We start from the raw sequence: 21133 nt of genomic DNA on the forward strand, positions 1-21133 counted from the left end.
GATCCAAGGTCGCCTGCCAGGCTTCTTCCACCTGAGAATGACTGGCGCATTTATTCAGCCAAGTGACAGCCTGCCAAGCCGCCTTCGGGTCATCGCCCTGATGGGCGCGCTCAATATGAGGCCCGTAACCTTCAGAGCCGATGCTAGGCGATACCGCTGTGATTGAGGCTGGCATAGGCGCGGAACTTGCAAATGGCATCGCTCGCGTGGCGGCAACATTTTGACCCGCAGCCGATGAGGCGCTCAATGCCGGTGGCGCAAGCGTTGGTGGCTGCACAGCCGTGCCGGTGGATTGTTCGGACCGTTCAGGCCACGCCTTGTATCCAGCGAATAGCAGAGCGCCTCCGGCGATAGCGATCATCAGCTTGGTTCTGAGGCTGGGCATCTTTGGCTTACGACCTTGTTGAACGGTTCGAATAGTCTAATGAAGAGCAGCAGTCAATCAAAATAGGCGTTAGGCGTCTCGCCAACTAGGCTGGTGTCTTCATCCCCTTGATGCGGCAGGGATCAAGTCTTCGATCGCTATCCTGTCCGCTTGTCGCCCGAGAAGATGCGTGTGCAAGCTTTGCGTACCGGCTTCCGAAAAGGGGGGCGAGCGACTGCTTCGGGTACTTGGCGCTCACCCGTTTGTCTGTTAGGCCAGTCAGTCGCAGCTTTGAGTTGTGCCATCACCGCGGAGGACACAGAACCCGGCCTGCGCGCACGACCGGCGCTCCATTCACCCATGCTAACTCGCCGTTCACCCACACCGCCTCCAAGCCACTGCTTACACGAGTCGGATTTTCATAGTCGGCCTCGTCGCTCAGCCGATCCGGGTCGAACAGAACAATGTCGGCCGCAGCGCCCACCCGCAACAAGCCGCGGTCTTGCAGGTGAAAACGCTGGGCCGTCAGACCTGTCATCTTGTGGACCGCCTGCTCCAGCGTCAGCAGCCCTTTCTCGCGCCCGTAATGGGCCCAAACGCGCGGGAAGCTGCCCCAGAGTCGGGGGTGGGGGAAGCGGTCATGCGGCAGACCGTCGGAGCCAATCATGGCGAGCGGATGAGTCAGGATGCGGTTCACATCCTCGTCATGCATCTGGAAGTAGCAGGCGCCGCCCGGTTGCAACTGGCGCACGGCTTCGGGCTCGCTGCAGTGCCAGCGCTTTGCGATGTCGGCCAGCCACTGGCCGGCCAGCTCGGGATGGGCCTCGCTCCAGGTCAGCTTGATGGGGGTGAGCCCGTCGGCCAGGTCTTCGCGCAAGACGGTGGAGCCGGCTAGGTAAGGATAGACGTCCAGGCCCAGCGCCTGGCGCTGCGACAGGCGTTCGATCAAGGCCAGGGTCTGCAGGCTGCGCCCCCACTGCGCCCGCCCGGCGCATTTGTGGTGCGAGATGATCAGCGGCAGCCCCGCCTCATGCGCGCAATCGGCAGCCTCCTGGATGGCGCTCAACACGCCCGCCATCTCGTCTCGCAGATGCACCGCATAGACACCGCCGTGGCGCGCCGCTACTTGGGCAAGCGCCAGCAACTCGGCCGCATCGGCGGCGGAGGCCGGCGCGTAAAAGGTGCCGGATGACAGGCCGGCAGCACCTTGCTGCATGGCGCTATCCAGCAGCGCGCACATCGCCTCGCGCTCGCTGGCGCTGGCCGGGCGGCTCAGGTCTTGCATGCAGCGCATGCGCAGCGCGGTGTGGCCGATCAGGCCGACGGCGTTGACGGCCGGCCGGGCCGCATCCACCGCCTCCCGCCATGCGCCAAAGTCTGCGAATCGGAATTCGGACTTCGCCAGCAAATTCATCGGTGGCGCCGGGCTTTCGGTGCACAGCGGCACCAGCGAGATGCCGCAGCTGCCCACCACCACCGTGGTGACGCCCTGGCTCAGTTTGAAGGGCATGTCCGGCATGACGATCAGAGCGGCATCGTCGTGGCTGTGGGCGTCAATGAAACCCGGGGCCAGCACCAAGCCTTGGCAATCGACGCGCGGCAGTTGCGGGTCGAGATCGCGGTGCAGGTCCGCGCCGATGGCGGCAATGCGGCCGTCCTGGATCAGCAGATCGGCATGGAAAGCGGGCGTATCGCCGCTGCCGTCCACGATGCGGCCATGGCGAAGCAAGCAAGAAGCGCTCATGGTCGCTCGCTCAACCGAACTGGGTTGTGATGGCGTCCACCACCCGGTCGTCTTGATCCACCACCGGCATCCAAGACCATTTATCGAAGGTGGAGCAGGGATGCGAGGGGCCCAGCGCCACCAAATCACCGACCGCCGGCCCGCTGCTCTGAGCCGGGTCCCAGCGCAGATAAGCGTGTTGATCGTTCAAGCCGCTGATCAGCCAGCCCTGCGGACGTGTGCGTTGACCTGGCGCATTAGTTCTGGTGCTGTGCCAAACCGGCAGCGGCCAGCCTTGGTCGAAAGACACATCGCGACGCCCCGCATTGAGCAGCGCCAAACCCGGCTCGGGGCAGGACAGCACTTCTGTCCAGACCTCCAGCGCCGCTTGCAGCGTGGCGCGGCCCAGGGCGCTTGCGGCCAAGCGTTCGTCCATGGGCAGGCGCATCCGCTCGTACAAGCCGTGGTCGTGGCAAACATAACAGCCGGGCCGCAGCAAACCCAGGCGCGGCCACGCTCGCGGCGGGGACTGCGCATCGCCGCGCAGCACCGGCGCCACCAGGTCAAACACCGCCGAGCCGCCACCGCTGACCCACAGCGGCAGCGCTTCTGTCTCGATCAAGCCGGCCTGCTCGATCTGCGCCAGCAGCGCCTCGACCCGCTCTTGCCAGCCCTTCAGCAGCGCCTGATCCTTGCCGCTGTCGCCGCTGGCCTCCAGCCCTTCGTAAAAGGCCACGCCGCGCAGGCGCAAGGCCGGGTGCTTGCGCAGGCGCTGTGCCAGGGCCAGCGCGTCGGCGCTGTGGCGCACACCGCAGCGCGAGCTGCCCAGCTCGATCAGCACATCCAGCCGTGCCTCCCCGGCGGCGGTCGCGCCCAGCAGCGCCCAATGGCTTTCGATCAGGTCCAGCTGCGCCTGCGAGTCCACAAAGAAAGCCATCTCTATCGCTTGCGCCCCGCCATGCTCGCGCCGCAGCGCCAACAGCGTCGACAGATCGTGTGCACTGAACACTTGGTTGGCCAGCAAGACCCTGCGCGCGCCGGCCGCCAGGCCTTGGCGAAGCTGGTAGACCGTGGCAAAGGTCAAGCCCCAGGCGCCGGCCTGCAGCTGGCGCTCAAAGAGCTGCGGGCTCATGGTCGTTTTGCCATGCGGTGCCAGCGCCACGCCCTGCTGCTGCGCAAAGTTTTGCATCCAGGCCAGGTTGTGGTCCAGCGCCGCTTGCCGAATCACGGCCAAGGGCAGCGGCAGGTCTTGGCCCTGCAGGGTCCAGCCCTGTTGGGCGATGTCGCTGCGTCGAATCGGCGGCTGTTTGGCCGGATAGCCTTTCAGCCAGGGGCCTAACCATTCGTGGCGGGGATGGTGTTGTTCTGTTTGCATGCGCCCATGATCGCAGCCCAGTCTCAAGATCATCTAAAGGGCAGGCTTGCCCTGAGAGGCCGACGCCGCCAGACTGCGAACCCTTCAGTCAACTTGAGTGTCTAGTCATGCGCAATGAACGCATCCAATTTTTGGGCGGCGAACCCACGGCCAGTGACCGTCAGCCTCGGCCGCTGTCGCCGGCGGTGCGCGCCGGCGACTTCGTCTATGTGTCGGGTCAGGTGCCCGTCGATGCGCAAGGCGTGGTGGCGGAGGGCGGGATTGAAGCCCAAACCCAGCAGGTGATGGCCAATGTGCAAGCCGCCTTGGAGCTCGCCGGCGCGACGCTGGCCGATGTCATCAAGACCACCATCTGGCTGGAGGACGCGCGTGATTTTGGCGCTTTCAACCGCGTCTATATGTCCTACTTCCCCGGCCCGAAACCGGCGCGCTCGACCGTCGAGGCGCGACTGATGATCGCGGCCAAGGTGGAAATCGAGGTGATTGCCTACAAGCCTGTCGGGTCAAGCGAACCCGCTTAAGACAAGCTTTAGCTTCCCTTGATGTTCGCGCAAGGTGAGCGGCCAGATGATGGCGCCATGTCGCCTGTCACGAGTTTTCCATTGAACGCCGCCGAGCCGTCTTGCACCTGGCTGCAAGACCGCCTGCTCTTCCCGCCCGCCTCGATGACGGCGCTGCCGGGGCTGGGGCCGAGCGTGCAGGGGCTGCAGGGCCTGGAGGATCTGCCCGAACCATGGCGCGGCCTGGCGCTGAGCTTGCTGCCGGCTGCGGCTGGGTCTCAGGCAGGCCTGGCGCGGCTGCAGCTCTCGGGGGCATGGCTGTCCAGTAGCGTCGCGGCGCCTCCCCCGCTGGGCGAGGATGAGTCCTTTCAGCTTGAGTTGAGTGAGCAGCGGGTGCACTTGCAGGCGCCCGCTAGCGTTGGCCTTAGCCACGGCTTGCATGCCCTGTCGCAATGCCTGCATGCGGCACGCCAAGCCGGTCTCACGCACCTGCCGGCCATGCTGCTGAGCGACGCGCCGCGCTACCCCTGGCGCGGCCTGATGGTGGACGTGGTGCGCCGCCCCTTGCCTTTTGATGCGCTGCTAGGCCTGCTCGACAGCATGGCGGCTGCGCGGCTGAACGTGCTGCATTGGCATTTGACGGACGACCAGGGCTGGCGGCTGGAGTCCGAGCGTTTCCCGCGTTTGCACCAGATCGGTGGCGGCGGGGTCTGTTACACCTTGCGTCAGGCCGAGACCCTGGTGCGCGAGGCGACGGCGCGCGGCATCCGCGTCGTGCCGGAGGTGGATCTGCCGGGGCATTGCTGGGCCTTGGCCCTGGCTTACCCCGAGCTGGTCTGTGAGCCCAGGCCTCAAGGGGCGCAAAGCGGTTTCGGTGTCTTTCCTTGTGCGGTGAATCCGCTCAAGGAAGGGCTCTATTCCTTTTTGGATGGGTTGGTGGGCGAGTGGGCCCAGGTGTTCCCGGACCGCTATTTACACCTGGGCGGCGACGAGTTGGCGCCGCAGGCCTGGCTGGCGCTCGCGCAGGCGCAAGGCTGCACGGTGGCGCACCTACAGGCGCATTACCTGGCCGAGCTGGGTGCCGTGCTGCGCCGCCATGACAGACGCTTGGTGGCTTGGGACGAGATGGGCGAGCCCATAGATGGCGAGGATGCGAGCCTGCCCGAAGGCAGCGTCTTGCAAGCCTGGCGGGGCGAGGGTGCGCTGCGCTTTCAGCCTGCGGCCGCGGTCGGGCGTTTGCGCAGCGCCGGCTATTACCTGGATCAGATCCACCCGGTGGCTTGGCGCTGGCGGGCGCGCCCGCAGCCTTCTGACCAGGTGGCTGCACCCGCTGAAGGCTCGGCTTATGTGCTGAGCGCGCGGCTCGGCACCTGGGATCTGCAAGGCAAGCTCTGGCTTGACGAAGCCGGTGGGGCGCCACGCTTGTGGCTGCGCTCCAGCGGCAGCTTGTCTGAAGGTCTGGCGCCGCAACTTGTGCCCGACACCTTGCACCAATGGCGGCTGCGCGTCGACAGCGATCTGGGCGAGTTGGAGCTGTGGGGGCCGGCCTTGGGCGCTGCCGCGGAGCCGAGTCAGCCCGCCGAAGGTTGGCTGCGGCAAGGCAATGTGCGTGTGCCCTGCCAGTGGCAGGCGCTGGCCGACTGCGCGCCCGATGAATGGCCGGCAGCCACGCCAGCGCTGCCAGGAGGCCAGCCTTCAGGGGTCTTGGGGGGTGAGGCTGCGCTGTGGTCCGAGTTGATCGAGGCGCCGCAACTGCCGCTGCGTACCGGCACCGCCTTGCTGGCGGTGGCCGAGCGTTTGTGGAGCGATCCCGACGTCGAGGGGCGACACGCGCAGACCTTGGCCCTGCGCTTGGCAGGCGGCTGGCAATGGATGCAAGACTGCGGCCGCGTGCCCACCGACCCTCAAGGCCTCTTGCTGAATCGCCTGGCGCCCCAGGGCGTGGAGCCCTTGCGTGCAGCGGCTCTGTGGCTGGAGCCGGGGGCCGGCTATGCCAGGCAACACGCCAAGAAAGCACGGGGTCGCTACACCCAGCAGGAGCCACTGAACCAATTGGCAGACGCCTTGCCGGCCGAGAGCCCGCTGATGCTGGACCTTGGGGATAACGCCGAGGCTTGGCAGCAGGCCTTGCACGCGTTGCTGTTGGCGTTGCCGACTTGGGGCCAGCTGCCGCTGGGGGCCGCTTGGCTTGCGCGGCTGGAGGCCTTGGCCCAGCTGGGCTTGATGCTTTGGCGCAGCGAGGCGCCGCTCTCGCTGGCCGAGGCGGCCCAGGCGCAGCGGCTGTTGCATGCGTCGGCGACCTTGTTGGACGAAATGGTGCCCGCTCCGGTGAACGCGCTTCAACAGCGGCTGGATGCGCGGATGGCAGCGCATGGGGAGGGGGCATGAGGCGTGGTTTCAGAGCGTTAGGGGCGTGGCTGCTGGCCTGCTCGGCCAGTGCCGTTTCGGCCAAGGAGATTGAGTTGCTGCATTGGTGGACGGCCGGCAGCGAGGCTGCCATGGCCACCGCCCTGCGCGAGCAGGCCCATGCGGCCGGCATCCCCTTGAAGACCTCGCCGGTGGCGGGCGGCTCGAACGCAATGACGGTGCTGAAGACACGCTTCTTGGCGGGCCAGGCGCCGGCTGTGGCGCAGACCGACAAGTCGGTGCGGGTCTGGGCCGAGGCGGTGCCGCTGGCCGACCTGGGGCCGGCGGTGGCGGTGGCGGTCGGGCAATTGCCGCGCGCGGTGGCGACCGAGTTGCAACACGAGCAGCGCCCGGTGGCGGTGCCGCTGAGTGTGCACCGCTTGAACGTGATGTGGTCTAACTTGCGGGTCTTGCGGACTCATGGCCTGACCGTGCCGCGCGACTGGGATGAGTTTCACCAGACCGCCACCTTGCTGCAGCAGCGCGGCGTTTTGCCGCTGGCCTTGGGCAGCTCGGCGGGGCAGAAGTTGAGCCTGTTCGTGGATGTGGTGCTGGGCCGGGCCGGGCCAGAGTTCTTCGACAAGGCCTTGGTGCAGGCCGATCTGCAATTGCTGCAGAGCGCGCAGATGCGGGCGCTGCTGGAGGAGTATCGCCGCCTCAAGAGCTATACCGACGCGGGCCAGGTCAGCCGCGATTGGGCGGCGGCGACCGCGCTGCTCTTGCAAGGCCGGGCCGCCTTTCAGATGACCGGCGACTGGGCCAATGGCGAGTTTCAAAAGGCCGGCTGGACGGCGGGCCAAGACTATGACTGCACGCCCGCGCCGGGCCACGGCACGCTGCATTACTTCGAATTTGATCGGCTGATTTTCTTTGCCAGCGGGCCTGAGGCCCAGGTGTCACAGCGGCGACTGGCGAGCCTGCTGCTGGAGCCCAAGGTCGCCAGTCAGCTGGCGCGCATCAAGGGCGGCATCCCCGTCAAGCGGGACACGGCGCTGGACGGCTTCAACGCCTGCGCGCTGCGCTCGGCGGCCGACTTTCGCAGCGGAGAAACGCGCGGCCAACTGGTTCTGGCCCTCAGCGCTCGCATGGGTGAAGGCGCGTATGGCGGGCTGCGCGACACGCTGTCGGCCTATTGGGCCAGTGATCGCATGAGCTCGGCGCAGGCGCAAAAGCGCTTGATCCAGGCCCTGCTCAGCAAAGACTAAACCGGTGAACTCGATGCCACTTTTGAACCGTCCGTTTATTGCTTGCGCTGCTGTGTTGGCTACTGCCCTGCGCCGAGGGCACAAGCGATGAAGCTGCGTTGGCCATGGCGCGTGAACCCGCAGGGCATGGAGCGCCGCTGGGCGCTGGCTTGCCTGCTGCCCTTGCTGGTGCTGGGGGCCTTGTTCTTTTACGGCTTTTTGCTCTGGACCGGCTGGCTGTCGCTGACCCGCTCCGGCATGATGCCCAGCCACGAGTTTGTCGGCTTGCAGCAATACCGACGCCTGCTGGACGACCCGCGCTGGTTGGCCTCGCTGTGGAATCTGCTGCGCTTCGGCCTGTGCTTTGTCGTGCTGCCGCTGCTGATCGGCCTGGGCATGGCGGTGCTGCTCGATCAAAGGCTGCGCGCCGAGGGTTTGTTGCGCTGGGTCTTCTTGCATCCGATGGCTTTGTCCATGGTCGTCACCGGCAGCGCCTGGCGCTGGCTGATGGACCCGGAGCAGGGTGTGGCCGAGGGCGTGCGGCGACTCGGCTGGACCGAGTTCCGTTGGGACTGGCTGGCGCAGGAAGACATGGCCATCTACGCGCTGGTGGTGGCGGCGGTCTGGCAGATCAGCGGCTTTGTGATGGCGATCTTTTTGGCCGGGCTGCGCGGCATTGATGAGTCGCTGGTGCATGCGGCGCGGCTCGACGGCGCCTCCGGCTGGACCCTGTACCGCAGGGTCTTGCTGCCGCAGCTGTGGCCCAGCCTCTTGTCAGCGTTATTGATTCTGTTGCCGGCGGCGATCAAGACCTTTGATCTGGTGGTGGTGTTGACCGAGGGCGGGCCGGGGCAGAGCAGCGAGTTGCCGGCGTTTTATATGTTCCAGATGGCCTTCGAGCGCAGCCGCTTGGGCCTGGGTGCGGCCAGCGCCATGGTGATGGTGATGATGGTGCTGTCGATCGCGTTGCCCTACGCCATTGGGCGAAGCCGCGTGCGTAAGGAGGCGTCGGCATGAGGCGCGCGATCCCTTATTTGCTCGCCTTCAGCCTAGCCTTGATGATGGCGACGCCGCTGCTGCTGATGTTCTCCAACAGCCTCAAGGGCGCGCAGGAGTTGCAGCAGGGCAGCTTCTTGAGCTTGCCCCAGAACCCGACCTGGGCGAGCTGGCGCCAGGCCTGGCAATTGCTGCACGGCAGCTTTGGTGCCAGCTTGTTGATGGCGGTGCCGACGGTTTTACTGTCGGCCTTGTTGGCGGCGGTGAATGGCTTTGTGCTGTGCAAGTACCGCTTTCGCGGTGAGCGCTGGGTGGGGCTTTTGCTGGTTTTGGCCTTCTTCTTGCCGATCAAGGTCTATCTGTTGCCACTCGCAATCACGATGGCGCAGCTCGGGCTGACCCGTTCGCTGCCGCTCTTGGTGCTGATCCATGTGATCTACAGCCTGCCGCTGGCGCTGTTCTTCCGCAACCATTTCCTGGCCTTCCCGGATGAGTTGCTGCAAGCAGCCCGGCTGGATGGCGCCTCGTTCTGGCAACTGCTTTGGCGCCTGGTGTTGCCGCTGTCCAAGCCGATTTTTGTGGTGGTGCTGATCCTGCAGTTCACCACCATCTGGAACGAGTACCTGTTTGGCTTGGTGTTTGGCCCCGAAGATGCGCGCCCGATCACGGCGGCGCTGGCGCAGCTGGCGGCGCAAACCGAAACCGGCGCCCGCGCCTACTCGCTCGAAATGGCCGCGGCCTTGCTGGCGGCCGGGCCGACGCTGCTGGTGTATTTGCTTGCCGGGCGGCATTTCACGCGTGGGCTGGTGGCCGGTGCGGTCAAGGGTTGAAGGTTTGAGAGCCTGGAATGCAACAAGGAATGGGGCGTGGTTGAAATGGATGCAAGCGTGATTCACCGGGACGAGGGCTTGCGCATCAGCGGCCTGCACAAAAAGCATGGCCAGCAAGCGGTGATTGACGGCGTTGACATCACGCTGGCTGCCGGTGAGATGTTGACCCTGGTCGGCCCCTCGGGCTGCGGCAAGTCTTCGCTGCTGAGCCTGGTAGCGGGCCTACAGCAAGCCGATGCCGGCGAGATTCATCTGAATGGGCGGCGCATCGACGCCCTGGGCCCGCGCGAGCGCGACGTGGCCATGGTGTTCCAGAACTATGCGCTCTACCCGCATATGACGGTGGCCGAGAACCTGGGTTTCCCATTGGAAATGCAGGGCTGGAACAAGGCCAAGCGCAGCGAGCGTGTGCTTGAAGTCGCCAAGCTGCTGCAGCTGCAGCCACTGCTGGAGCGCCGGCCCGCGCAGCTGTCCGGCGGCCAGCGGCAGCGCGTCGCCATGGGGCGGGCGCTGGCCCGGCATCCGCAGATGTTCTTGTTTGACGAGCCCCTGTCCAATTTGGATGCGCAGCTGCGCACCGAGATGCGCGGTGAGATCAAGCTGCTGCACCAAAAGCTCGGCCGCAGCGCTATCTATGTGACGCATGATCAGGTCGAGGCGATGACCTTGGGCCAGCGCCTGGCGGTGATGCGCGCCGGTCGGCTGCAGCAAATGGGCACGCCGCAAGAGGTCTATCAGCGGCCGGTCAATCTCTTTGTCGCGCAGTTCATGGCGCATGCCGGCCTGAACCTGCTGCCGGCGCGCTGGCGTGCAGATGGGAGCCTGAGCCTGCAGCCCGCTGGCGCCGAAGCGCAGGACTGGACGCCCGCGCCCGGCACGCTGCCGCCGGCCCAGCGCTTGATCGGCCGCTCCTTGCTGCTGGCCTGGCGCCCCGAGCTGCTGCGGCTCAGTGATGCGGCCCAGCCAAGCACGCCCGAGGCGCTGCGGCTGCATGCCTTGCTGCGACTGTCTGAACCCTTGGGCGCCGATTGCTTGCTGCATTTGCAGTGGGGCGAGCAGCGCTTGTTGTTGCGCCAGCCCGGATGGCCGGACTGTCAAATCGGTCAGGGCCTGGCGATCCAATTGCCCGCCTCGGGGCTGTTGGTGTTCGATGCCGAGTCCGGTGAATGCCTGTCCGCCAGCCCCTCGCTGTCATGAGCGGCGCGCCTTTGCCCAAGCCCGTGCTCTTGGATCTCGCGCAGGCAAGCGCGATCGATGTGGCCGTGTTTGGTGAATGCATGCTGGAACTCAGCGGGCCGGCTTTTGGCGCGGTTCGGCAGGGCTTTGGCGGCGACACCCTGAACACGGCGGTGTATCTGGCGCGCTGCGGCCAAGGCCGTTTGCGGGTGCATTACGCCACCGCCCTGGGCGAAGACAGCCTCAGCGCCGGTCTGCTGAGCCGCTGGCAGGCCGAAGGCCTGTGCCTGGATCAGGTGCGCCGCTTGCCCGGCCGTCTGCCTGGCCTCTACCAAATCGAAGTGGACGCACGCGGCGAGCGCAGCTTTCACTATTGGCGTCAGGCCAGTGCCGCACGTTCCTATTTTGATCAGCCGAGCCCAACGCCCTTTGAGGCGCAGGCCGAGCATTGCCAAGTGCTCTACCTCAGCGGCATCAGCCTGGCTATCCTGCCGCCGGCCGGGCGCGAGCGCCTGCTGGCCTTGATGGCCCAGCGCCGCGCTCAGGGCGCCTGGGTGGTGTTCGACAGCAACTACCGACCCAGCCTGTGGGAGAGTGTGGAGCAGGCCCGGCTCGTGCTGGATCAGGCATTTCGCAGCGCCAGCCTGGCCCTGGTGTCCTTGGATGACCATGCAGCCTTGTGGGCGCTGCAGCATGACTCTAACGCGGCACTTGAGCGCGCCAAGGATTTGCCCTGTCCCGAGCTGGTGATCAAGCGCGGTGCCGAGCCTGCGCTGCTGCGGGCGAGTGGGCAGCAGGCGGTTTGGCAGCAAGTGCCCACCGAAGCTGTGACCGAGGTGGTGGACAGCACCGCCGCCGGCGATGCCTTCGCTGCGGCCTATCTTTATGCGCGTTTGTGCGGCAAATCCGTTGAGCAGTCGGCCCGCCAGGGGCACCGCTTGGCGGCGCAGGTGATACGTTGTCCCGGGGCCCTGATTCCTTTGGTCGCGATGCCCTGAGCGGCGGCTCAGGTCGCCGGACCCGGTCGCTCCACGCGAAAAACAAAAAGCCCCTCAGTCATTCATTGACTGAGGGGCTTTTTGCTTTGTGAACCATCCTGATTCACGAATCTGGTGCGACCGGCAAGAATCGAACTTGCGCCTAAGCCTTCGGAGGGCCCAATGATATCCACTTCACCACGGTCGCCGTGTTGGAGCGGCATTCTAACCCGGCCGCGCCATGAGTTAGACGGTGTTCGGCTTGGACTTCATGGGCTGCCGTACAGTGCAGGCAGCAAGAGGAGTGGCGATGCAAGCGTTGTCAAGTAAGTCCGCGTTATGCAAGAGGCCTGGCCTCGTAGCTTGCTTGCGGCTTTGTGCTGGCGCAAGCGTGGCCGTGGCCCTGAGCTTGCTGACGGCATGCAGCCATCTCGGCAAGGAAGGGGCGACGCAAGAGCAGGCGCCATTGCCGCAAACCTGTCCTGCGGGGCTGCCGCCTGAAACGCGTTGTTTGTCGGGCCAAGATTCGGCGGGCGCCTTCTACTGGATCGCCATGCCCAAGGTCTGGAGCGGTGTCTTGGTCTTGCATGCCCATGGCGGGCCGGAGCTGGGTCCGCCCAAGCCGGAACGCAGCGCGGAGGACTTGAAACGCTGGGCCATCATGGTCAGGGCCGGGCATGCCTGGGCGGGATCGACTTTTCGGCAAGGGGGTGTCGCCGTGCGCGCTGCCGCGGAAGACACCGAGCGACTGCGGCGCCTCTTTGTTCAGCATGTGGCGCAGCCGAAGACGACGGTTCTGCACGGCCAGTCCTGGGGTGCCAGCGTGGCGGCCAAGGCGGCTGAGATGTATGCGGCGCCGGGTGCCGCCAAGCCGGCCTTCGATGCGGTGCTGCTCAGCAATGGCGTGCTGGGTGGCGGCACGCGCTCGTATGACTTCAGGCTCGATCTGCGCGTGGTCTATCAGGCCTTGTGCGCCAATCATCCCAAGCCGGATGAGCCGCAGTACCCGCTCTGGATGGGCTTGCCGCCGGATTCGACACTGAGCCGTGCCGATTTGGCCGAGCGCGCCGATGCTTGCTTGGGCCTGCGTCAAGCGGCCGAGCGGCGCACGCCCGCGCAGCGCCAACGGCTGAAGACCCTGCTTGATGTGAACCGCATTCCTGAAAGCTCGGTGCAGGGTCATCTGAATTGGGCGACCTGGCATTTTCAGGACGTGGTTCAGAAACGGACCGGAGGGCTCAGCCCCTGGGGCAATGTGGGCGCTGTTTATACCGGCTCGGACGACGACCGGGCCTTGAATGCGAGCGTGGCCCGCTATCCGGCGGATCCACAAGCGGTGCGGCAGTTCGGTCTGGACAGCGATCCCGATGGCCGGATTGGCGTGCCGGTGCTGACGATTCATGGTGTCCACGATCCGATCGCTTTTGTCGAGTTGGAGTCGCAGTTCCGCAAGACCATGAACCAGGCCGGTCAAGGTGCGCGCTTGGTGCAGGTGTTCAGCGATGACAAGGACCACAGCTATCTGAGCGATCCCATTTATCCGGCTCTGTTGGAGGCGCTGTTGGCCTGGGCGCAAGCGGGGGCTGAGGCGGAGATGAAGCCTTCACCGGCCGCAGTTGCCGAGCGCTGCAAGCGTTTGGAGTCGCAATTTGGGCCGGGATGCAGGGTTCTCCCCGACTACCGGCCAGCAGAACTTGAAACACGGGTGGTAAAGCGCCAACGCCCCTGAGTCAAGCGGCCCCTTGGGCTAGATATAATCTGTCGGTTTTGCGCCCTGCGTTTGTGCGGGGCACAGCCCATCTGTCTGCCATCTCCCTGACGACACGCCAACGAGGATTTCATGAGCGCAAACCAAGACCAAGCCCACGCGCACGATCACGCACATGACGAGGCTCATGAGGGCCCGATCAAGACGCCTAAGCAATTGGCCTGGGCCGTGTTCTTCGCTTTCGTGGTGCCAACCATCGTCATCATCTTGCTGGCCAACTTTGTGACCAGCGCGCCCAAGCCTTCGGCGGGCACCCAGGCTTTGGAAGAGATGGCCGTGGCGGCCCGTATTCAACCCGTGGGTGCGATCGAGTTGAAGGATCTGAACAACGCCGCCACCTTGAAGACCGGCGAGCAGGTCTACCAAGCGCAATGCGCGGCTTGCCATGCGACCGGCGCTGCCGGCGCACCGAAGCTGGATGATCTGGCCTCCTGGGGCCCGCGCGTGAAGACCGGCCTTGAAGCGCTGGTGAATTCCGCCCTGAAGGGCAAGGGCGCCATGGGTGCCCAAGGCGGCGGCGACTTCAGCGACTTTGAGATCACTCGCGCCGTGGTCTACATGGCCAATCATGGCGGCGCCAAGTTCGATGAGCCCAAGGCGCCTGCCGCTGCGGCTTCCGCGGCCAACTGATCAGGCTGGCGCTTGATTCAAGGAAACCGACCCGCAGGGGTCGGTTTTTTTTCACCTGAAGCCAGGCGCTTGGGGCCTTATGCTCCGCGTATGTGGAGTTTGAAGTACAGGCTTGCAGCGGATAGGCGCCAGCACAAGACGCTGGGCGCGGTCTTGTTGCTGCTGGGGAGTCAATTGGCTGCCGCCCAGCCCAGCCCGTCGACGGCTCCGCCGCCCAGCCGGCATTGGCGGGTTTGCTTGGGGCCAGGTCCGGTTCCGCCCTTGATCAGCCTGGATGAGAAGCGGCCCGGCCTTGCCGAACGCTTGATGCTGGATGCGGCCAAGCAGGTCGGTTTGACCGTGGCCTTCGAGGTCTATCCTGCCAAGCGCTGTCGTTTGCGAATGCTTCAGGGCCAGTCCGACGCCCTGCCGTTGTCCGCCACCGAGAGCAATAGGGCTGAGTTTCAGTTCCCGATGCGAGGGACGGTGGTCGATGCCAGTCGGCGCATCGTCAGCGCGCAACTGGTTTGGATCAAGCGCAAGGATTCGCTCTTGGAATGGGACGGCCAAACGCTGCAAGGCGGCGACCCGAGCAAGCTCTTGGTGGGGACGCGCGCCAGCTTCCGCGTGGCCACCGATGCCCTGACGGCGCTGGGGCTGCGTGTCGATGAATCGGCCTTTGATGTGCCGCAGCTGTTTCGCAAACTGGCGGCTCAGCGCATCGATATCGCCGTGGTGCTGCAGGAAGAGGCGCAGGCCTATATGGCCGATATGGCAGAACAGTCCCAACTGGAACTGAAAGTCTCGCCGATACCCCTCTTGAGCCGAGACTTTTATCTGGGTACCCGTCCCGGGCTTTCCGCCGAGCGCCAGACTCAGATCGAGGCTTGGTGGGAGGCGATCGGCCAACTGCGCGACAAACCGCAGTACCGGCTGCGCTAGCTGAAGCGGAACAGCGGGTCTGAGCGAATCAGAAATGCCCCAGCACCCCCATTTTTCGCGCCCGCGCCAGCAAAAGCTGGAACAAGGCGCTGCCAAGCGCGAGGTAGACGAGGCTGTTCAGGGCGACGATGCCCCAGGTGATCCAGTCCGCGTGGGCCCCCGTGGTGGTGGCGCGCGCCGTGGCGGCGCTGAGCGCATAAGGGAGCAGCGCCCAGGCGTTGAGCGGGTAGGCCGGCAAGGCCACCAGGCCCATCACCACCGGGTAGCTGGCCACCATCAGCAATTCACCCCGTTTGACCATCAACATGGCGCCTGCCAGCGCGAAGCTCACGCCGACCAGGGCCGGTGCGCCCGCCAAGGCCATGGCGAGAACCTCGACGCTGAATTGAACCCGCCCTTCGGTGAGCCAAACGATCAGGGCCAGCGTCAAGGCGGTCAACAACAAGCTGCTCATCAGCGACAAGGCGCAGCGCAAGCCCAGGAGGCTGCGCAAGGGCAGGGGCGCCAGACTCAGCTGCTCCAGCGTGCGTTGCTCGGTTTCTTCCTGAATGTCTTTGCAAATGCCGTGCGTGGCCGAGCTGGCAAACAGCCAGACCGCGAAGCCAACGATCAGCCCGTCTGCGCCGCCCTGATCCAGACTTTGGCCGCTGGCCTTCAGCACCGCGAGCAAGAGCCCGCCGAACAAGGACAACATAAAGCCCAGGCCGAGCAGGGTCTCGACCCAGTAGCGGCGGGCCAGCCAGAGGCTGCGACGCATTTCGTTGACGAGGTGAGCGATCCAGGGCGTGCTCATGTTGGTGCCTCCTCCAGGCTCTGTGGCGGTGACTCCAGCAGGCGCAGATAGTGTTCGCGCAAATCAATGGGGCGCAGTTCGATCGCCTTGCAGGCCGGCAACTCGGCGCGCCACGCATCGAGCAGAGCGCAGGCCTCGGCGTGGTCTTTCAGCGGGAGCAGGCCAAAGCCCTCGGCTTGAGTCAGCCACTGGCGGCCGCTCAGCCAGGCGGGTAGAGCGGGCAGGCCGGCGCTGCCCGCTTGCAGGCGCAGCTGGTAGTGGTGCTCCTGCTGAACAAAGCGTTGGCGCGGCCCATCGAAGACTTTTTGCCCCTGGCGGATGCAGACGATGCGGCCGCACAAGCGCTCGATGAAATGCAGATCATGGGAGCTGAGCAGAAAGCTCATGCCCTGCGCCGCGCCATGCCGCAGCAAGGCTTGCAAGCGCTCCACGCCGTCCAGGTCCAGGCCCAGGGTGGGCTCATCCAGCAAGGCCAGCGTCGGTTTGTGGATCAAGGCGCTCAGCAATGAGGCCCGCAGCTTGTTGCCGGTCGAGAGTTGCCGCACCGGGGCATGGACATCGGGCAGATCAAGCAAGCTGGCCAAAGACTTGAAATGCGCGGGGTCGAAACGAGCCTCACGCAAGCCGCAGAAGTAACGTGCATTTTCCAGGGTGGTCAGGCGCTCATAAGCCGCCCCGCGCCCCTCCAGCAAGGCGCCGATCTCGCGCAAGTGGCGGCCAGGCTCTCCCGCTGCCATCCAGGGGCCCTGGCGCCAAGCCATCTGCCCGCCATCGGCCTTGCACAAGCCGGTCAAGAGCTTGATCAATGTGGTTTTGCCCGAGCCATTGGGGCCGAGCAGCCCGACCATCTCGCCGGGATGCAGTTGCAGCGAAAAGTCCTGTAAAGCCGTGATGCGGTGTTCGCCGCGCTGATAGCTTTTGCTGGCTTGCCGCAGTTGCAGCAGGGCCTCGGATGCTGAAGTGGGTTCGGGCTCGTGGCTCATGCGCGCATATTAAGAGCGAGCAGGGGCGATCTGCAGTGGCCGAGGGATGACTGGCAGCCCGAGGCGTTGAGCTGCGGAATTTGCGCGCTGAGCGCAGCGGCGACCGGCTCAGTCCCCCAAACTGAAGCGCTGCCGCAGCGCCTGGCTTTGCCGACGCGATACCGCGAGCCACTGACCGCTGTGCAGTTGCAACTGCAAGCCTGCTTCGGCGCTGTGTTGCAGCTTTGCGATGGCATCCAGGCGCAACAGGGCTTGGCGGTTGATCTGCTGGTAGCGCTGCGGGTCCAGGCGCGGCAGCAAACGCGTGAGGCTGCCGGGCAGCAGGAAGACGCCCTGCGGCGTGTGCAGTTCCAGATAGTTGTCGCGGCTTTCGATCAGGGCGATGTCGCCCAGGCGGATCAGGGCCATCTGTTCGCCGCGACGCAGCAGCACGCGGTGCTCGTCGGGCAGGTAGGGGCTGTGGCGCTGCGCTAGCTCGGCGCGCAGGCGTTCCAGAGCCTGGGCCAGGCGCTCGGCCGCGACTGGTTTGACCAGATAGTCCAGCGCATTGAGGTCAAAGGCCTCGACCGCAAAGCTGGCATGCGCGGTGCAGAAGATGATTCGTGCCCGGGCGTCCAGGGCGCGGGCCACGGCCAGGCCGTCTTGCTCGGGCATCTGCACATCGAGCAGCAGGGCGTCGGGCTGCAACTCGGCTTGCAGGGTCAGGGCTTCCTCGCCGTTGCTCGCTTCACTCACCACCTCGACATCGGTGTGGGCGGCCAGCAGGCGGCGCAGCTCGGCCCGAGCCAGGCGCTCGTCGTCCACCAGCAGCAGGCGCAAGGGAGGGGGCTTCAACAGGGTCATGGCCTTGCGCCGTCCTGCCAGGGCAGTCGCAGTTCGACCCGGTACTGGCCCGAGGCCTTCGGTCCGGCCTGCAGCTCTGCTGACGCGCCCAGCTGCAGCCGCAGGCTCTCGCGCAGATGCGCCAGGCCACTGCCCAAGCCGGGCGCCGTGGCCGTGCTGACTTGCTGCGCCAAGGGATTTTCAAGCCGCAAGCACCAGACCGGGCTGCCCGCCTCGTGCGCCGCGTGGATGCGCAGGCAGCCACCCTCGCGGCGCGCCCCGATGCCATGTTTGATCGCGTTTTCGCACAGGCCCAGCAGGGCAAAGCGCGGCAGGCGCTGGGCCATCAGCTCGGACGGCAGCGTGAGGTCCAGCTGCAAGCGCGCTTCCAGGCGGCTGCTTTCGAGGGCGAGATAGCGCTGGCAGAGCTGCCATTCTTCGTCGAGGCGGCAGAGGCTGCCGCTTTGCTCCAGGCTGGCGCGCAAGAGGGTGGACAGCTCGGTCAGCAAATGGGCGGCGCGCTCGGGGTTCTCGAAGATCAGGCCGCGCACCGTATTCATGGCGTTGAACAGAAAGTGTGGCTTGAGCTGGTTCTGCAGGGCTTGCAGCTGGGCTGCGCGGGCTTCTTGCTCCAGGGCGGCGCGCTGGCGCCGGTCCAAATGGCTTTGCCAGGCGAGGCTGAACAACAGGTACTGGGCCAGGGCCACCACCCAGCTGCCGCCCTGGCTGATCCAGCGCAGTTGCTCCTGGCTCAGTTTCAGGGCTTGGGGGTCCAGGGGCACGCCACTGCCGAGCTGTTGGCTCAGGGTGTGGATGCACAGGGCGTCGATGGCGGCCAGTGCGCCCAACAGGGGCAGGCGGCGCGCCCAGGTCTGCGCCGGTCGCGCTTGCCAGACCAGCAGCCAGAGCAGGCCGCAGCGCAGCAGGGCCATCAGGCCGACGCGCTGCACCGTGCTCACGCGCAAGCCCGTGTCACCGAAGAGGGCGAGTTGAATCAGCAGGATCAACAGCGCCTGCAGCCCGCACAAGGACAGCAAAAGGCCGGTCTGGCGCCAGCTCGGCCAGGCCGACGAGGCAGCGGTATGCGTGGTTTCAGTACGCGACACGTTCCACCTTGAAGCCCTGGGCTTGCAGCAGGGTCGGCAGGCCCTCGCTGCCCAGATGGCCGGGCGCCACGGCCACAAACAGGCGCTGGCCTTCGCGCAGGCGCTGGGCGATCTTGAGGCTCCAGGCCTGGTCGCGCTGGCGCTGGACGCGCTCGCGGGTGGCGGGCGTGAAGGCCGAGCTCTCGAGCTTGGCCTGCAGGGCCGCCATATCGCCGCGGCGCCAGGCGGCATAGCTCTGCACGCTGTCCTGGCCCTGGCTGACGAGCAGGCGGCGCAGCAGGGCCTGCTGGTCAGCTTCGGGGATGGATTGCAGCAGTTGGAAGCCGGCCTGCAAGCCTTCCAGCTCCAGCAAGGGCTTGTCCTTCATGGCGCGGTGCACCAGGCCCATGCTGCTCTGTGGTTCCTGGTTTTGCAGGCCGGCTTTCTGGGCCATCAGCTTGTGCAGGGCGGCCACCACGAAGAAGGGCGGCAGGCTGTCCAGCGCGCTGCAGGGCAGGCTTTGCTGCTGGCACATCTGATCCAACTCGGTGCCCAGTTCGGCGGGCAGGCCGGCGCGGAAGGAGGCGCCGGGTTTGCGCAGCGCCGCCAGCAGGGGCGCAACTTCGGTGGGAGAAACCGGCATGCGCAGCTCGCTGGCCAGCTGATCGCTTTGGCTCAGCGCTTCTTGCACCGGAGCGGGCAGTGCGCTGATGCCGGGCTCGCTCCAGGGCAGGGCGCCGAACAACCAGGAGCGCCGGCCCTGGTGCTCGACCGACCACAGGGCGGGGCGGTAGTCGGCTTGGCTGGCCGTGGCCCTGGCGGCAACTTGCGTGGCGGCGGGGGCTTCGGGTGTGGCCGTGCAGGCAACATTCAAACAACTCAGGGCAGCGAAGAGGGCGAGGGCAAATTGGGGCATGGTCATGCGAGCAGGAAGTTTCAGGAGGCTTGGGTGTCGACGGGCCTCACTGTGCCCAGCCGCCCGCCGCCTGTCGCCCGCTTTCATGGCCAGCGGCGCAAATACCGGGCCGAGCGGTCAGCGGCCTGCCTCCGGGACCAAGCACACGCCATAACGCTGCAACAGCTCGGCGTGGGGGCAGAACTCAGGCGACCACAAGCCTTGCTCGACGGCCTGGGCCGCCCAGTCCATGTCCAGGCTGTGCACCAAGCCTAGGCCCAGCGGTGTGCTCAGGAACAGGCGGTCTTGCTCATCCAGCCAACTGGCGTTGACGGTGGTGCTCAGGCCGGTGTGGCTTTGCACGCTGCCGGCCGGCTGCAGGGCGGCGGCATCGACCCGCCAGACCCAGGGCGCTGCCTCCAGCTGCAAGTAAACCCGCTGCGGGCCGTTCTGGAAAAACCAGGCACCGCGCTCGTCCACCGCGTAATTGCGCTCAATGAATTGGCGCAGTTTCTCGTGGGTGATGCGGCTGCCCTTGACTTGCGGGAAGGGGCCGGCCGCTTGAATGCGATCGTCGCGCATATACCAGTCGCCTCTTGCATCCAAGGCCAGCCAGCCATAGCAGTGCGGCACATTCGGCCATTTCTTCAGGGCCGCTTCGACGATTGCATCCATGTGCGCAGTGTAGGGGGGTGACGCTTCAGAGCGAGCGCGCCAGCCAGTCGCAAACCTGCTCGGGCATGCCAAAAACATGGCCGGGCGGGCGCCCTTGGGCAAAGCCAACATGGCCGCCATGCGCCGGTTGCCACAAGGTCACGTAGGGGCTGACGTCCTGGGGGCGCGGCAGGCAGTCGGCCGGCACAAAGGGGTCGTTGCGGGCGTTCAGCACCAGGGCCGGCATGCGGATGCGCTTCAGGTGCGGCTTGGCCGAGGCGCGGCTCCAATAGTCTTCGGTGTTACGAAAACCATGCAGCGGCGCGGTGAAGAGATTGTCGAACTCATAGAGATCGCGCGCCGCGCGTAGGCGATCGCCGTCGAAGAGGCCCGGATGCTGCTCCAGCTTTTTCAGCGCCTTGGGCACCATGGTCTTGAGGAACATGCGGGTGTAGAACAAGCGGTTGACGCCGCTGCCGATGGCGTGGCCGGCCGCCGCCAGGTCCACCGGCGAGCAGATCGAGCAGATGGCGCGGGCGGTGGCCGAGGCGCTTTGCCCGTGTTCTTGCGCCCAACGCAGCAGCGCATTGCCGCCTAGCGAAACACCGGCGGCAAGCAGCGGGCCGCTGTGCAACGCTTTGAAGCGCGCCAGCATCCAGCCCACTTCTTCAAAGTCGCCTGAGTGATAGGCGCGCGGCGCCAAATTCAGCTCGCCCGAGCAGCCGCGGAAATGTGGCAGCGCAAAGGCCCAGCCGCGCGAGCGCGCCACCGTGGCAAAGGCTTGAGAGGAATGGCTTTCGGAGCTGCCCTCCAGGCCGTGGAAGAGCACCAGCAAGGGCCGCTCGACCTCGCCTTGGTCGGGGTAGTCCAGCCAGTCGACGTCGACAAAGTCGCCATCCGGCGTGTCCCAGCGCTCGCGCCGGAAGCTCAGCGCAGGCCCGCCGTTATGGCGAGAGAACAGCGCGGGCCAGATGGTTTGCGCATGGCCGCCGGGCAACCAACGGGGGGCTTGGTACTGCATCACTCGGGCGGATCGCTGCATGCGGGGAGG

The 21133-nt window shown here is 65.9% G+C and carries 19 protein-coding genes and 1 tRNA gene; 10 read left to right on the top strand and 10 right to left on the bottom strand.

Annotated elements, in window-relative coordinates; translation table 11 throughout:
• Positions 1-668: 668 nt before the first annotated feature.
• Together ACOVRJ_RS20625 and ACOVRJ_RS20630 are read right to left on the bottom strand one after the other, a co-directional pair.
• Positions 669-2108 carry an N-acyl-D-amino-acid deacylase family protein gene (locus ACOVRJ_RS20625; RefSeq protein WP_422045697.1) on the bottom strand — a complete coding sequence of 480 codons (1440 nt, stop codon included), beginning with the start codon at positions 2106-2108 and terminating at the stop codon, positions 669-671.
• Between the two features lie 10 nt (positions 2109-2118).
• Positions 2119-3462, bottom strand: a complete 1344-nt coding sequence (locus tag ACOVRJ_RS20630; protein WP_422045698.1) for an alanine racemase — start codon at positions 3460-3462, stop codon at positions 2119-2121.
• 107 nt (positions 3463-3569) lie between these two features.
• Between ACOVRJ_RS20630 and ACOVRJ_RS20635 the strand changes: the two genes are divergently transcribed.
• The 7 genes from ACOVRJ_RS20635 (at position 3570) to ACOVRJ_RS20665 (ending at position 11552) form a co-directional block, all read left to right on the top strand.
• Entirely contained in the window at positions 3570-3983 is a 414-nt protein-coding gene (locus ACOVRJ_RS20635) for a RidA family protein (RefSeq protein ID WP_422045699.1), read from the top strand.
• Positions 3984-4040: 57 nt separating this feature from the next.
• Positions 4041-6350 carry a family 20 glycosylhydrolase gene (locus tag ACOVRJ_RS20640; RefSeq protein ID WP_422045700.1) on the top strand — a complete coding sequence of 770 codons (2310 nt, stop codon included), beginning with the start codon at positions 4041-4043 and terminating at the stop codon, positions 6348-6350.
• The gene (locus tag ACOVRJ_RS20645; protein ID WP_422045701.1) at positions 6347-7573 is read left to right on the top strand and encodes an ABC transporter substrate-binding protein; all 1227 of its coding nucleotides are present in this window, start codon (positions 6347-6349) and stop codon (positions 7571-7573) included. Before ACOVRJ_RS20640 ends, ACOVRJ_RS20645 begins: the two co-directional genes overlap by 4 nt.
• Before the next feature lie 87 nt (positions 7574-7660).
• Positions 7661-8569, top strand: a complete 909-nt coding sequence (locus tag ACOVRJ_RS20650; RefSeq protein WP_422045702.1) for a carbohydrate ABC transporter permease — start codon at positions 7661-7663, stop codon at positions 8567-8569.
• Entirely contained in the window at positions 8566-9378 is an 813-nt protein-coding gene (locus ACOVRJ_RS20655; RefSeq protein ID WP_422045703.1) for a carbohydrate ABC transporter permease, read from the top strand. Before ACOVRJ_RS20650 ends, ACOVRJ_RS20655 begins: the two co-directional genes overlap by 4 nt.
• Before the next feature lie 45 nt (positions 9379-9423).
• Positions 9424-10575: an ABC transporter ATP-binding protein gene (locus ACOVRJ_RS20660; RefSeq protein ID WP_422045754.1), complete on the top strand. Its 1152-nt coding sequence runs from the start codon at positions 9424-9426 to the stop codon at positions 10573-10575.
• Positions 10572-11552 carry a sugar kinase gene (locus ACOVRJ_RS20665; RefSeq protein ID WP_422045704.1) on the top strand — a complete coding sequence of 327 codons (981 nt, stop codon included), beginning with the start codon at positions 10572-10574 and terminating at the stop codon, positions 11550-11552. Before ACOVRJ_RS20660 ends, ACOVRJ_RS20665 begins: the two co-directional genes overlap by 4 nt.
• 112 nt (positions 11553-11664) lie before the next feature.
• On the opposite strand, the gene ACOVRJ_RS20670 is transcribed toward ACOVRJ_RS20665, so the two are convergent.
• Positions 11665-11739: transfer RNA gene (locus ACOVRJ_RS20670), tRNA-Arg, on the bottom strand.
• Between the two features lie 183 nt (positions 11740-11922).
• On the opposite strand from ACOVRJ_RS20670, the gene ACOVRJ_RS20675 reads away from it, so the two are divergent.
• The 3 genes from ACOVRJ_RS20675 to ACOVRJ_RS20685 all read left to right on the top strand — a co-directional run bounded on the left by ACOVRJ_RS20675 (position 11923) and on the right by ACOVRJ_RS20685 (position 14850).
• Positions 11923-13260 (top strand): hypothetical protein, encoded by a 1338-nt coding sequence (locus ACOVRJ_RS20675; protein WP_422045705.1) that lies wholly within the window; start codon positions 11923-11925, stop codon positions 13258-13260.
• Positions 13261-13371: 111 nt separating this feature from the next.
• Positions 13372-13929 carry a c-type cytochrome gene (locus ACOVRJ_RS20680; RefSeq protein ID WP_422045706.1) on the top strand — a complete coding sequence of 186 codons (558 nt, stop codon included), beginning with the start codon at positions 13372-13374 and terminating at the stop codon, positions 13927-13929.
• A gap of 90 nt (positions 13930-14019) precedes the next feature.
• Positions 14020-14850: a hypothetical protein gene (locus ACOVRJ_RS20685; protein ID WP_422045707.1), complete on the top strand. Its 831-nt coding sequence runs from the start codon at positions 14020-14022 to the stop codon at positions 14848-14850.
• 28 nt (positions 14851-14878) lie between these two features.
• Here the strand turns inward: ACOVRJ_RS20685 and ACOVRJ_RS20690 are convergent, their stop codons facing one another.
• The 7 genes from ACOVRJ_RS20690 to ACOVRJ_RS20720 all read right to left on the bottom strand — a co-directional run bounded on the left by ACOVRJ_RS20690 (position 14879) and on the right by ACOVRJ_RS20720 (position 21124).
• A complete protein-coding gene (locus ACOVRJ_RS20690; RefSeq protein WP_422045708.1) occupies positions 14879-15643 on the bottom strand; it encodes a hypothetical protein in 765 nt (254 codons plus the stop codon).
• Positions 15640-16626 carry an ABC transporter ATP-binding protein gene (locus ACOVRJ_RS20695; protein ID WP_422045709.1) on the bottom strand — a complete coding sequence of 329 codons (987 nt, stop codon included), beginning with the start codon at positions 16624-16626 and terminating at the stop codon, positions 15640-15642. Before ACOVRJ_RS20695 ends, ACOVRJ_RS20690 begins: the two co-directional genes overlap by 4 nt.
• 108 nt (positions 16627-16734) lie before the next feature.
• Positions 16735-17469, bottom strand: a complete 735-nt coding sequence (locus tag ACOVRJ_RS20700) for a LytR/AlgR family response regulator transcription factor (protein WP_422045710.1) — start codon at positions 17467-17469, stop codon at positions 16735-16737.
• Positions 17466-18554 (bottom strand): sensor histidine kinase, encoded by a 1089-nt coding sequence (locus ACOVRJ_RS20705; RefSeq protein WP_422045711.1) that lies wholly within the window; start codon positions 18552-18554, stop codon positions 17466-17468. The genes ACOVRJ_RS20700 and ACOVRJ_RS20705 overlap by 4 nt, the downstream gene beginning before the upstream one ends.
• Entirely contained in the window at positions 18541-19449 is a 909-nt protein-coding gene (locus tag ACOVRJ_RS20710) for a TraB/GumN family protein (RefSeq protein WP_422045712.1), read from the bottom strand. Before ACOVRJ_RS20710 ends, ACOVRJ_RS20705 begins: the two co-directional genes overlap by 14 nt.
• 117 nt (positions 19450-19566) lie before the next feature.
• Positions 19567-20103 (bottom strand): DUF2946 family protein, encoded by a 537-nt coding sequence (locus ACOVRJ_RS20715; protein WP_422045713.1) that lies wholly within the window; start codon positions 20101-20103, stop codon positions 19567-19569.
• Positions 20104-20128: 25 nt separating this feature from the next.
• Complete coding sequence (locus ACOVRJ_RS20720) at positions 20129-21124, bottom strand: YheT family hydrolase (RefSeq protein WP_422045714.1); 996 nt, start codon at positions 21122-21124, stop codon at positions 20129-20131.
• Positions 21125-21133 lie beyond the last annotated feature (9 nt).

The sequence above is a fragment of the Roseateles sp. genome, from assembly GCF_049240545.1.
Lineage (GTDB): Bacteria > Pseudomonadota > Gammaproteobacteria > Burkholderiales > Burkholderiaceae_C > Paucibacter_A.

Coding starts and splice junctions, on each gene's coding strand:
- ACOVRJ_RS20655 (WP_422045703.1), top strand. CDS start 8,566: ATGAGGCGCGCGATCCCTTATTTGCTCGCCTTCAGCCTAGCCTTGATG.
- ACOVRJ_RS20630 (WP_422045698.1), bottom strand. CDS start 3,462: ATGCAAACAGAACAACACCATCCCCGCCACGAATGGTTAGGCCCCTGG.
- ACOVRJ_RS20660 (WP_422045754.1), top strand. CDS start 9,424: ATGGATGCAAGCGTGATTCACCGGGACGAGGGCTTGCGCATCAGCGGC.
- ACOVRJ_RS20710 (WP_422045712.1), bottom strand. CDS start 19,449: ATGCCCCAATTTGCCCTCGCCCTCTTCGCTGCCCTGAGTTGTTTGAAT.
- ACOVRJ_RS20695 (WP_422045709.1), bottom strand. CDS start 16,626: ATGAGCCACGAGCCCGAACCCACTTCAGCATCCGAGGCCCTGCTGCAA.
- ACOVRJ_RS20715 (WP_422045713.1), bottom strand. CDS start 20,103: ATGGATGCAATCGTCGAAGCGGCCCTGAAGAAATGGCCGAATGTGCCG.
- ACOVRJ_RS20645 (WP_422045701.1), top strand. CDS start 6,347: ATGAGGCGTGGTTTCAGAGCGTTAGGGGCGTGGCTGCTGGCCTGCTCG.
- ACOVRJ_RS20720 (WP_422045714.1), bottom strand. CDS start 21,124: ATGCAGCGATCCGCCCGAGTGATGCAGTACCAAGCCCCCCGTTGGTTG.
- ACOVRJ_RS20650 (WP_422045702.1), top strand. CDS start 7,661: ATGAAGCTGCGTTGGCCATGGCGCGTGAACCCGCAGGGCATGGAGCGC.
- ACOVRJ_RS20680 (WP_422045706.1), top strand. CDS start 13,372: ATGAGCGCAAACCAAGACCAAGCCCACGCGCACGATCACGCACATGAC.
- ACOVRJ_RS20640 (WP_422045700.1), top strand. CDS start 4,041: ATGTCGCCTGTCACGAGTTTTCCATTGAACGCCGCCGAGCCGTCTTGC.
- ACOVRJ_RS20690 (WP_422045708.1), bottom strand. CDS start 15,643: ATGAGCACGCCCTGGATCGCTCACCTCGTCAACGAAATGCGTCGCAGC.
- ACOVRJ_RS20685 (WP_422045707.1), top strand. CDS start 14,020: ATGTGGAGTTTGAAGTACAGGCTTGCAGCGGATAGGCGCCAGCACAAG.
- ACOVRJ_RS20635 (WP_422045699.1), top strand. CDS start 3,570: ATGCGCAATGAACGCATCCAATTTTTGGGCGGCGAACCCACGGCCAGT.
- ACOVRJ_RS20625 (WP_422045697.1), bottom strand. CDS start 2,108: ATGAGCGCTTCTTGCTTGCTTCGCCATGGCCGCATCGTGGACGGCAGC.
- ACOVRJ_RS20700 (WP_422045710.1), bottom strand. CDS start 17,469: ATGACCCTGTTGAAGCCCCCTCCCTTGCGCCTGCTGCTGGTGGACGAC.
- ACOVRJ_RS20665 (WP_422045704.1), top strand. CDS start 10,572: ATGAGCGGCGCGCCTTTGCCCAAGCCCGTGCTCTTGGATCTCGCGCAG.